The organism is Paenibacillus soyae, assembly GCF_024623455.1.
Taxonomy (GTDB): domain Bacteria; phylum Bacillota; class Bacilli; order Paenibacillales; family Paenibacillaceae; genus Pristimantibacillus; species Pristimantibacillus soyae.
The window spans coordinates 1-578 of record NZ_JANIPJ010000064.1 but is presented as its reverse complement, the minus strand read 5'-3'; the positions used below and the strand labels follow the sequence as shown (position 1 = coordinate 578).

The 578-nt window shown below is 51.6% G+C and carries 1 tRNA gene and 2 rRNA genes; all 3 read left to right on the top strand.

Annotated features, from left to right (window positions below):
* A 16S ribosomal RNA gene (locus tag NQZ67_RS29990) occupies window positions 1–101 on the top strand; the annotation flags it as partial.
* Between the two features lie 122 nt (window positions 102–223).
* Window positions 224–299: transfer RNA gene (locus NQZ67_RS29985), tRNA-Ala, on the top strand.
* Window positions 300–453: 154 nt separating this feature from the next.
* Window positions 454–578 (top strand): 23S ribosomal RNA (locus tag NQZ67_RS29980); the annotation flags it as partial.

Genomic DNA, 578 nt, shown 5'->3' with positions numbered 1-578 from the left:
GTAACCCGCAAGGGAGCCAGCCGCCGAAGGTGGGGTAGATGATTGGGGTGAAGTCGTAACAAGGTAGCCGTATCGGAAGGTGCGGCTGGATCACCTCCTTTCTAAGGATTACTCAGTCACGATGATGACTGATAAGAAGACGAAAGTCTTCACAATGTGCGGATTAACTGCGCGAGAGCGCCGGACGTGAACCCCATTTGTTCAGCTTTGATGGAATTTGCTTGGGGCCATAGCTCAGCTGGGAGAGCGCCTGCCTTGCAAGCAGGAGGTCAGCGGTTCGATCCCGCTTGGCTCCACCAACAAACTTCATCTATTGCACCTTGAAAACTGGATAACGAAAGTAAATCAAGATGAAAATCTTGAGCTGAAACATCCTTTAGCTGAAGTATAACCGTTTAAGATCGGCGCGTCTTTTCTGAAGCAATTCGGGAAGATGAGTCATCGAAAAACGCAGGTTAAGCTAGTAAGAGCGCACGGAGGATGCCTAGGCACCAGGAGCCGAAGAAGGACGTGGCGAACAACGATACCGCCTCGGGGAGCCGTAAGCAGGCTTTGATCCGGGGATTTCCGAATGGGGA